Source organism: Romboutsia lituseburensis DSM 797 (assembly GCF_900103615.1).
Taxonomy (GTDB): domain Bacteria; phylum Bacillota; class Clostridia; order Peptostreptococcales; family Peptostreptococcaceae; genus Romboutsia_F; species Romboutsia_F lituseburensis.
Genome location: NZ_FNGW01000004.1, coordinates 451,297 through 461,350 on the forward strand (window position 1 = coordinate 451,297; position 10,054 = coordinate 461,350).

Sequence of the window (10,054 nt, forward strand, 5' to 3'; positions counted from 1 at the left end):
TATAATAAAAGCTTCTTTTTAGAATTAAAATTCTAAGAAGAAGCTTTTATTTTTGAGAAAAAACGTACGGGAGTGGTTGATGACATGAAGTTTAGCGCTAAGAGAAGCTAATTTTTGTAACTATAAATTATAGATTATTTATTTGAGTATAATATGACTTAAGAAAATAATTAAAAAAATATTTAAAATTTATGATAATAATTTTTTTTTCGTTCGTTATATATAGTGTAAAAGCTTTTACAAAAGATAATAGCCTAAATAATATTATCTGTAAAATTAAGTAGGAGGACAACATGGCATGTAATGAAAGTAACTATATAAAAAGATTAAAAAAGAAAAAAGAGGACGCTCTAGAGTATATAGTAGACCAATATTTAGGACTAGTAAAAGGAGTAAGTTATAAAATACTATCACCATTACAAAACGATGGGATTATAGAAGAGTGTATGAATGATGTATTTTTATCAGTATGGAATAATTCTGATAAATTTAGTGGAGAAAATGATGACTTTAAAAAATGGATATGTGCAATAACCAAATTCAAAGCACTTGATTATTACAGAAAAGAAGCTAAAAAATCAGAAGTAGCCTTAGATGATTCAGATTATACACATAAAACTACAGTTGAAGATGAAATTATTGAAGCAGAAAACAAAGAAGAATTAATAGCTTTAATAAATACACTAAATGATATTGATAGAGATATATTTGTAATGAAATTTTTCCTTGGAATTAAATCAGAAGAGATAGCTTTAAAATTAAATCTTACAAAAGCAAGTGTAGATAACCGGATATCTAGGGGGAGAAAGAAGCTAAAAGGGGATTACACTTTGATGGGAGGTAGTAAATATGAAAAATAAAGATATATACGAATTATTAAATGACATAAATTTAGATGAAAGTGAGTTTGTTGAAATGAACGTAAATGATATAGAAAAAGCAAAGTTTAAGAAGAATTTAAAGAAATCTGTTAACAGAAAAACTAAATATTTAAATGGGTTAAAAGTAGTATCAGTAGCTGTTTTAAGTATAGGTGTATTAGCTACTACTGATTTAGGAGGACATGTTTTTGCTAATGTTAATGAATTCTTTTATGATATAGCTACATCTTTAGGAATAAAAAAAGATCTAAAAGATTATAAAACAGAAGTACTTCAAACTGTAACTAGAAATGGATTTACAGTAAGTTTAAATGAAGTTGTTTTAGACAAAGATCAATTAATAATTACTTCATCTTTTAAATCAAAAAATAAAATAGAAGCAGGATACATATCACCTAAGGCAAAAGTTTCTATAAATGGGAAAGTTATAGAATCAACTGGAGATGGAACTTGTGTAGGTGTAGATGACAATACTGTAGAATCAATGATATTTTATAAAATAGATGAAAAGTTAACAGGAGATGTTAAAATATCAGTAGAATACACAGACCTTGAGTACTTAAAAGATGGTAAAGAAGAGACTCTAAAAGGACCTTGGGCGTTTGACTTTAATACTCAAGCAAAAGTAGCTGATACTACTAAAGAAATAAATATTAACAAAGAAATCAAACTTAAGAATGGTCAAACTATCACACTTGATAAATACACAAGCAATGTTATGGGGCAAGAAATAACTTATACAAAAGAAAAGAAAGAATTAGGGTATTACTTACAACTTAAAGGAACAGATGATTTAGGTAATGAGGTAGTATTTTCATTAAATCAGAGTTCTGATGATAAAGGAAAATTTGAATTTGATAGATTCAATATGGATTTCCCTGAAAAAGCAAAAGAACTTAAGTTAACTGTTTATGGAGATAAAAACCCAGAAGATGGTAAACAATTTAAAGGCAAGTATGAAAAACTTAGTGATGAGTTTATAATAAATATATCAAAATAATTTTTAAAAAATGATTCTTTTATCAAAAAGGATCATTTTTTTTACGCTTAAGCGAATTTTTTATTAAAAAATAATAATTATATAAAAAAAATTGTATATGTTACAAAAAATTATACTTATGGGTAATATATTTTTATTTTTTGTAAGAATATAATAGATATATATAAATTTATAGCAAAAAATTATATAGTTGATAAAATTTCTAATTAATAGAGTTTAATATGATTTTTAAATGGAATATATTTAAAATTAAATTATTTTAATGATTTTAATTTTAAATATTATAAATTATAAAAAAAATTCAAAAAAAATATGCTTAAAATAGCTTAAAAAAAAGGGATAATTCTTATTTAAAGAAAATAAGGATTATCCTATTTTTAGTTAAATAAAAAATACATTTTATTAAATGTGGTTTAATTTTTAAAGCTAAAACTTAAAAATACTTAATCGGCACATAAGACTATTTTTCGACCTAAATTACGAGAAAATTCCAAAAAGAAAAATTTTTCTCAAAAAACTTGTTGCGAAGGAATTGGAAATATGTAACAATTTGATTAAAGATACGGTTGATACAAAATTATCAGCAATGTCTTTGAAGGGTCAGAGGTCTTACCAAATAAATTAGAGGGGGAAATGAAAAAATGGAATTAATAAAATATGATGCACCTGTAGTAGAGTGCGATAACTTTGAAATATGTGAAGAGGAAGCTTGGTTCCTTGTATTTGTAGCAGTATTATTAGGATTAGGAGCTTCTGTAGTTTTAGGAGCTGCAGTATGGTGTTTAATCCAAGGTAAAGGAAGCTTTACTGGTGGAGTTAAGTGGGATAACGGACTTAACGTTAACATAGAGTGTAAATAGGAATAGTAAATTTTAATTAAGGTCAAAACGTTTAAATTTAAAAAATAACAAATGATGAAAATTTAAAGGTAAGACCTCTGACATATTTAAATGAAATATTAGAAGAGGAGGGTTTACAAGACATGCTTTGTGTTAATAATTTAACAAAAACTTATAATAATAAGATTGTTGCTATAAAAAATCTTAGTTTTTCACTAAGTAAAAACAAAATATTAGGTCTTGTAGGGCCTAATGGATCAGGAAAAACTACAACAATAAATTCAATTTTAGGGACTATAAAATGCAGTAGTGGAAGTATACTATATGAAGATTATAAAAATGATAGTCTAGAATTTAAAAAAAAGGTAGGATACATTCCAGATGATTTAATATTACCAGAATCATTAACTGGTAGAGAATACATAAAGTTTGTATTGTCGATCTATTCTATAAAAAAAAGCGATAAATTAGAAAAATTAATAAGGCTGTATAATATGCAAGACTTTTTAGATATATTAATAAAAGAATACTCTCATGGTATGAAAAAGAAGATTCAAATAATAACTGCTTTTTCATTAGACAGTGAATTAATAATTGTAGATGAGCCATTTAGAGGGTTAGATGTAGAGTCAATGATAATAACAAAGCAACTTTTTAGGGGATTCACAGAATCAGGAAGTATATTACTGTGTTCACATGATTTACATTTAATAGAAGAATTATCTGATGAAGTTATAATGCTTTATAAAGGAGACACTGTAGCAAAAGGGAGCAGTGATTTCTTAAAAGATAAATTTAAGTGTGATGATTTAGAACAAGTTTTTATGAATGTTTCTATGGGGGAGGAAAGAAAAAATGAGATTGGAGAAATCATTTCTAATTTTAACAACAATGCTTAAAGGTGTTAAAAATAATTTATATAATAAATTAAAAAAATATTTTATTATTATATCTTTAGTAGTTCCGTTTTTCATTATCTTGGGATCGATACTTTCTTATAAAATATTTTCCCCTATGATTAGTGCAATTATCACTGGTAATCAAAGTATGTTTTTTTCATTCATTTCATCTAGTATGTTGAATGTAACTTTGATTACATTTGTTGTATACATAATACTAATAAATTCAAATAATGATAGTAGCAATTATAGTCAAATAATAAAATGCTTACCTATTACAAAACAAGAAAAAATATGTGCTCAAACACTTCAAGAGCTATTTTTTATAGTTATTACTAATTTGTGTTACGTCATATTTTTCCACTTGCCATCTTTTATAGGTTCTAAAGTAAGTATAAAGTTTATTGCAATCTATTTATTATCTATAATCATGCAATCTTTATTAACATATTTTTTATTAAATACAATTTATTTATTAATAATTAGATTACTATACTTTATATCACAAAAGAAATTTATTAGAGAATTAGCATCAATTATTTTAGGAATTAATACTTTTATATATTTAGTTAGTAAAATCAACTTGGAAAGCCTTTTAGTTGAAACTAAAACCTACACTATATCTATAATAAATATTTTATTACCAGTTACAGACATGTTTATGGGCTATGAATATTTTAATCATATAGATACAAGAAACTCTTTAATAATCAGTGCAATAATTTTATTAGTAGGAATTTTTATAACAATTATATTTGGTGGTATTGAGTTTGAAAATAGAAATTTAATGATATTTAAACATATACCTAAAAGCAATAATAAGTTTTTATGGATTATTATAAAAGAAGTTAAGTACATTGTAAGAAGTGAAACTAATATATCAAACTTCTTTGTACTAATTTGTGTAGTTATATCTATAGGATTTTTAGATGCAAGTACAATAAATATTGTAGTAATAAATTTACTTTTATCAAGTTTTTGTTCAATTTTTTCACTAAATTCATTTGGTGAGGATAAAAATTTTAGTATTTACTCTAATGTAGTTCCAATTTCAACTAAATTAATTTCTTATGGTAAATTAGTAGGAAATCTTATAGTTGGAATATTAGTGTATACACTATTATATCTTATTGTATTTACATACCTAGGAATGAACTTAGATATATTTAAAGATGGAATAATATACACTGCACTAGGTGTAGTTGTAATTTACACATATGGAATAATTGTACCAGTTAGAGAAAAAGAGCCTTTTTCAAATATAATTGTATTTTTATCATTTGCTGCAATAAGTATATTGATTGCTGTAATATCAATGACTTTTGGTGGAGCTTATATATATGAATTTATTGTAGCTGGAGTTTTAGTTATTCTATTTATGATACCAAAGATTTATAAATTAAATTCTCTATTAGAGTAAATTTATACTTTATAGTTAATTTAAATTTAGAAAGGGGGAGATCTATGAAATTATTTGTTATTTTTATTATTGAAAAATTAAAGTCACTATTAAAATTAAGAACAGTTTTCTTTATCCCTAAAGATGTGTGCATAGGTGAAAATTTAATCGTAGATAATGCTTTGGACAAAAGTGTTAAGTTAAATCATGTAGCTTACAATATTTTAAGTTTATTAGATGGAAATAATACCATAGATGATATCGCTTCTTTGCTTGTTGAGAAATATGAGGTAAGTAAACAAGTATTAGAAAGAGATATAAACATCATAGTAAATAACTTACAAGAGAAAAATCTAGTTGAAAGAAAAGTTATAGGAAATAAGTTATTAGCTTTCCTTTTTAATTTAACAATAGGTCAATATTTATATAAAAAAAGATATTCTATACCTAAATCAAAAATAGCTACGTTTTTATTACTATTTTATATAGTAGTTAAGAAACTACTTATAATGTGGATTGCTATTATTATACCTATTTGTTTTTTCACAAGTAATTTTAGTTTGAATTTTAATTCGGAAATATACTATGCTATTGGATGTTATTTTACTTTTATATTTGCAATAATAATTGGATTTGTACTTCATGAATGGACTCACATAGTAGTTACTCAAGTTCAAAATAAAGAAGTTCATGGATATATATTAGCCAAAAGATTTACTGTAAGTATAGTTAAATTAAATACAGAATCTAGTATAATGTCTATTTTATTAGGACCTCTTATACCTAGTATATTGGGATTTGTTTTTATATTTATATCATTAATAGTACAAGATTTAATGATTTTCTTGTTAGGAATTGGGTTTGTTATTAATATAATAAATTTACTTCCTTTTACAAAAGATGGAAATGGTATACTTGAAAAAATTCTGATGAAGAAGATGATGAAAGGAGCTATAAAATGAAGAAGAACTTAAGTATTTTATCAGTTATATATTTTATAATTATTCCGTTTAGTTTAGTTTTTTATTTATTATATTCACTATTTAGCAACAAGAGTGTAAATCTATTTAATAATGGAATAGTTTTAGGTGTAACTGAAAAGGGATGTACATTAAATATTAATTCTCACATGATTTTAATATATATAGTAATATATGTGGTGCTTGCAGGTTTATTATTTATAGGTTCAAAAACAAAGCGTAGTAAAAGCTTTATGAAATAAAAATCTTGTAAAAAAATCTTATGAAAAGGAAATGAAAGTAAATGGATAAAAAAAGGGGTACTAAATTATTTTTCTTTGTTGCTTTTGTTATCATTTTTATATCTGCATATTCAATTTATTCAAACACTAAAGATGAAATTGATATAAAAAATGGTATAGGATATGGAAATCCTAATGCTAAAATAAAGATGGTAGAATATATGAGTTTTCAATGTATAGATTGTTTTGAACTACATGAAAATATTGGAAAAACGTTGACAGAAAAGATTAAAAATGGTGAAATATATTACATGGTAAAGCATGTGGATTTTGAAAAGTTTAAGTATGATGATGTTATATTTAATAGGATCAAAGACCTTGAGAAAATAGAAACTATAGACTATGTAATGGATAATTATAAGACATGGACTAAAATGAAAAATGTAGAAGATGTAGAGAAATTTTTTGATTTAGGCGATGTTAAAAATGAAAGAGTTGAAATGCAAAAACGTATTTTAAAAGAAAGAGATGAGAAAAAGATAGATTTCATCCCTACTTTTTATTTAAATGGAGAAAAACACGTAGGTGCATTTACAGATAAAGAATTTAAACAAATGATTAATGAGATAAAAGAAAAGTAAAGTAAAGTTATTGTATATAGACTTTTACATGAAAGGATAATTTTATGAAGTATATAAGCAAAATACCAGAAGGTGATGTTAATGTAAAAAAAGAAATGATCAATAAGGGTTGGAAAATGCTAAAAGAGCCTAACAATTTAGTAACAGCAACACTTATATCATTACCTATATCAATTTTAAATATTTATTTATGTATATTATTTATGAAATGGATAAATAAGGACCTAGTAACAGTTACTAACTCTATTATTAGTGGTGGTGGCATAAGTTTTACAATAAAGTTTAGATACATAATATATATATATTTATACATATTACTTCATGAGATTGTTCATTTGATTTTTATTCCTAATTTTATTAAGTCAAAATCAACATTTATTTCGGTTAAACTATGGGGAGGATTTGTTTATACAGAAGAAACAATAAAGAAAAGTAGATATTTAGTTATAACAATACTACCTTTCATAATGCTATCTTTTGTACTTCCTTTTATAATGACTTTAATGGGATTTGACCCAATGATTATTTTAACTTTATCAATTATAAACTCAGCTGGATCATCAGTTGATATATTATCATTTTTATTGTTAGTACTTCAAATTCCTAAGAATGGAATTATAAGAAATAATGGAATAAACACATTTTATATTAATAATTAATAAAAAGTAGTGTAGGTAGATTTGTGTAAATACAAATTTGTCTACACTTTTTTATTTAGGAATAAAGGTAATAAGATACATAGAAATATCAAATACTATGAGTATAAATTTTATAGGAGGAGTTTATGTACAAAAAAATATTATGCACCATGGCAGCATTTATCCTTTGTACCAATATAGTATTTGCAGATGTTAAAGGAAGTATTAAAGATATAGATTCTATTTCAAATTCTTTAAATACCATTTTTTTATCTATACTAAAAGGTGATAATTATGAAAACGTAAAAAAAGATATGCAATTTATACAATCTCAAATAAACCAAGAAAAGAAAGATATATTAAACAAAATAGACGGTACTGAAAGTACAGAGAAAATAAACTATTTAGCATTAATTTCAGTTTTAAATTATTATGAAATATCAATGTTAGAAGTAAAGGATTACTATGATAAAAATGACAATCAGTCATATATAAGAGCTGTGTCATCTTTTAATGAGGGAGATACAATTTTTGAAATAATAAAAGCTAGATTAAATTATAATCAAAAATAGGAGCTAATGCTCCTATTTTATTTTTAGTAAGATATATGATTAAAAACTTTATAGAAATTGACATTTTTCTATATTGTTTGATTTAAATACTTCATCCACTAAATTCATTTGATAAGAACTTACCTTTATAATTCTTTGAGTATATGAACGACCAAATTTAAATTTTAGTTCAATAGAATTAATAACTTTACCTTTAGAATGCTCTTTCGTCCATCTGTATGCTGAAATGTTATCCCAAGGAATAAAGTTTTCAAATGTAAGTATCCCTTCATCATATACAATGTTATTTTGTTTCTTAGGTGATAAACAAGAAAACATAACAATAGAAATAACATATAAGTTTAAAACATGCATCATATCTAAAGTTTCATTTAAAAGCTCATTTTTAGGAATATCTTTAAAATCAACTAAAAATCCTAACACAAGAAATATAATTGAAAGTATAAAGAACCATTTAGTAGGTTTAAGCACTACCTCATACCAATTTGGCTCTTTATAGCTTTGTATATGAAAAATAGGTTCTTTTTTAGATAAAGTTTTACTTTTTTTGTATGCTTTTATAGTTCCAAAAATAAGTGGTAGATATAAAATAAAAATAGCCATATTTACTAAAAGGTCTATAATTGAATAAATATTATTAATATAAGCATAAATTGTCATTGATGAAAGTGAGGTAATAAAAAATAAGAATAAACTTATTGTAAATATTCTATTCTTATTAGATATCTTATCTTTAAAGCCAGTACTTAAAGTATCAGGGTCTCCCATTTGCATTAAAGCTTTTGATGTTGCTTCCTCAACAGAAAATCCATCATTTGTATATTCACAAATATAACTTTCAATATGATCTTTAAGTTCATCCTTTATATCTTGTGCACGCTCCTCAGTTGAGACAAATCTACATACAGATTGTAAAAATTTATCTACAGTACTTTCTTTAGTAGTCATTAAAATCATCCTCCCAGTACAAAATCCATTGTTTTGCTAAATATTTTCCATTCATTTTCCCTACTTTTTAATTCTTTTAACCCCTTAGTTGTAATCTTGTAGTATTTTCTACGTCTACCATTTTCAACATCCCAAAACGATTCTATAAACTTATTTTTTTCAAGGTCATGTAAAATAGGGTATAGAGTACCTTCTTTAAATAAAAACACTCCACCAGATTTGTTTTCAATTTCCTTAATCATACCGTATCCATAAAGTGGCTGTTTTTTTAACGCATTTAGGATAATGGTAACTGTACTTCCTTTTATAAGTTCTTTATTTATAACCAACACCTCGGATTCCTATGTATTATATTTATTATAATAATTACAAATTTTGGAAAAGTCAAGTGCTACTATTATGAAGTATTTTTTTACGCAACGGACGAAGTCGTTGGCGATAGGAGCTAAGCGACTTTTTTATATTTTTAAATACAACGAAATGAGATAGTATAATATTTATTGGACAGTTTAGCACAAAACTATGAAAGTGATTGATCTTTATGCTTGTAATAGTTAAATGACAATAAAAGGTTTAGTATCATAATTATAGATATAAAAATTATTGAAATATGTCAAAAGTGTTATATTTGAGACACTAGTTTGTTATATTTATTTGATATATTTATAGCATAGACAAAAGATAATTTTTAGGAGGGGAATATGAGTATAGTAAAAGTTAATGATTTAAAAAAATACTATGGGAAAGATGAAAGTTTAGTTAAGGCTTTAGATGGAGTAACATTTGAAGTAAATAAAGGAGAATTTGTTTGTATTGTAGGAACATCAGGAAGTGGAAAAAGTACTTTACTTCATATGATAGGTGGTCTTGATAGACCAACAAAAGGAAATGTAGCTATAAATAATAGTGATATATTTAAATTAAATGATGAGGAACTTACAATATTTAGAAGAAGAGAAATAGGATTTGTATTTCAACAATTTAATTTAATTCCTATTTTAAATGTTTATGAAAATATAGTATTACCAATAGAACT

The 10,054-nt window shown here is 24.5% G+C and carries 13 protein-coding genes; 11 read left to right on the forward strand and 2 right to left on the reverse strand.

The window, feature by feature from the left end:
- Positions 1-293 precede the first annotated feature (293 nt).
- The 10 genes from BLP75_RS10505 (at position 294) to BLP75_RS10550 (ending at position 8,070) form a co-directional block, all read left to right on the forward strand.
- Positions 294-860, forward strand: coding sequence for a sigma-70 family RNA polymerase sigma factor (locus BLP75_RS10505; protein WP_092725889.1), 567 nt, complete (start codon positions 294-296; stop codon positions 858-860).
- Positions 850-1,881: a DUF4179 domain-containing protein gene (locus BLP75_RS10510; protein WP_092725891.1), complete on the forward strand. Its 1,032-nt coding sequence runs from the start codon at positions 850-852 to the stop codon at positions 1,879-1,881. Before BLP75_RS10505 ends, BLP75_RS10510 begins: the two co-directional genes overlap by 11 nt.
- A gap of 641 nt (positions 1,882-2,522) precedes the next feature.
- Complete coding sequence (locus BLP75_RS10515; protein WP_092725892.1) at positions 2,523-2,741, forward strand: hypothetical protein; 219 nt, start codon at positions 2,523-2,525, stop codon at positions 2,739-2,741.
- A gap of 122 nt (positions 2,742-2,863) precedes the next feature.
- Positions 2,864-3,619: an ABC transporter ATP-binding protein gene (locus BLP75_RS10520; protein ID WP_092725894.1), complete on the forward strand. Its 756-nt coding sequence runs from the start codon at positions 2,864-2,866 to the stop codon at positions 3,617-3,619.
- Entirely contained in the window at positions 3,576-5,039 is a 1,464-nt protein-coding gene (locus BLP75_RS10525) for a hypothetical protein (protein WP_092725896.1), read from the forward strand. The genes BLP75_RS10520 and BLP75_RS10525 overlap by 44 nt, the downstream gene beginning before the upstream one ends.
- A 44-nt stretch (positions 5,040-5,083) precedes the next feature.
- Positions 5,084-5,980: a PqqD family protein gene (locus BLP75_RS10530; RefSeq protein WP_092725897.1), complete on the forward strand. Its 897-nt coding sequence runs from the start codon at positions 5,084-5,086 to the stop codon at positions 5,978-5,980.
- Positions 5,977-6,240 carry a hypothetical protein gene (locus BLP75_RS10535; protein WP_092725899.1) on the forward strand — a complete coding sequence of 88 codons (264 nt, stop codon included), beginning with the start codon at positions 5,977-5,979 and terminating at the stop codon, positions 6,238-6,240. The genes BLP75_RS10530 and BLP75_RS10535 overlap by 4 nt, the downstream gene beginning before the upstream one ends.
- A 41-nt stretch (positions 6,241-6,281) precedes the next feature.
- The gene (locus BLP75_RS10540; RefSeq protein ID WP_092725900.1) at positions 6,282-6,860 is read left to right on the forward strand and encodes a thioredoxin domain-containing protein; all 579 of its coding nucleotides are present in this window, start codon (positions 6,282-6,284) and stop codon (positions 6,858-6,860) included.
- Positions 6,861-6,904: 44 nt separating this feature from the next.
- Complete coding sequence (locus BLP75_RS10545; protein WP_092725901.1) at positions 6,905-7,519, forward strand: DUF3267 domain-containing protein; 615 nt, start codon at positions 6,905-6,907, stop codon at positions 7,517-7,519.
- Positions 7,520-7,644: 125 nt separating this feature from the next.
- Positions 7,645-8,070, forward strand: a complete 426-nt coding sequence (locus BLP75_RS10550) for a hypothetical protein (RefSeq protein ID WP_092725902.1) — start codon at positions 7,645-7,647, stop codon at positions 8,068-8,070.
- Between the two features lie 48 nt (positions 8,071-8,118).
- Here the strand turns inward: BLP75_RS10550 and BLP75_RS10555 are convergent, their stop codons facing one another.
- Positions 8,119-9,018, reverse strand: a complete 900-nt coding sequence (locus tag BLP75_RS10555) for a permease prefix domain 1-containing protein (protein ID WP_092725904.1) — start codon at positions 9,016-9,018, stop codon at positions 8,119-8,121.
- A 5-nt stretch (positions 9,019-9,023) separates the two neighbouring features.
- Positions 9,024-9,350 carry a PadR family transcriptional regulator gene (locus tag BLP75_RS10560; RefSeq protein ID WP_330385802.1) on the reverse strand — a complete coding sequence of 109 codons (327 nt, stop codon included), beginning with the start codon at positions 9,348-9,350 and terminating at the stop codon, positions 9,024-9,026.
- A 369-nt stretch (positions 9,351-9,719) separates the two neighbouring features.
- Between BLP75_RS10560 and BLP75_RS10565 the strand changes: the two genes are divergently transcribed.
- Positions 9,720-10,054: ABC transporter ATP-binding protein (locus BLP75_RS10565; protein WP_139149837.1), on the forward strand; the 335-nt coding region annotated here is incomplete at its 3' end.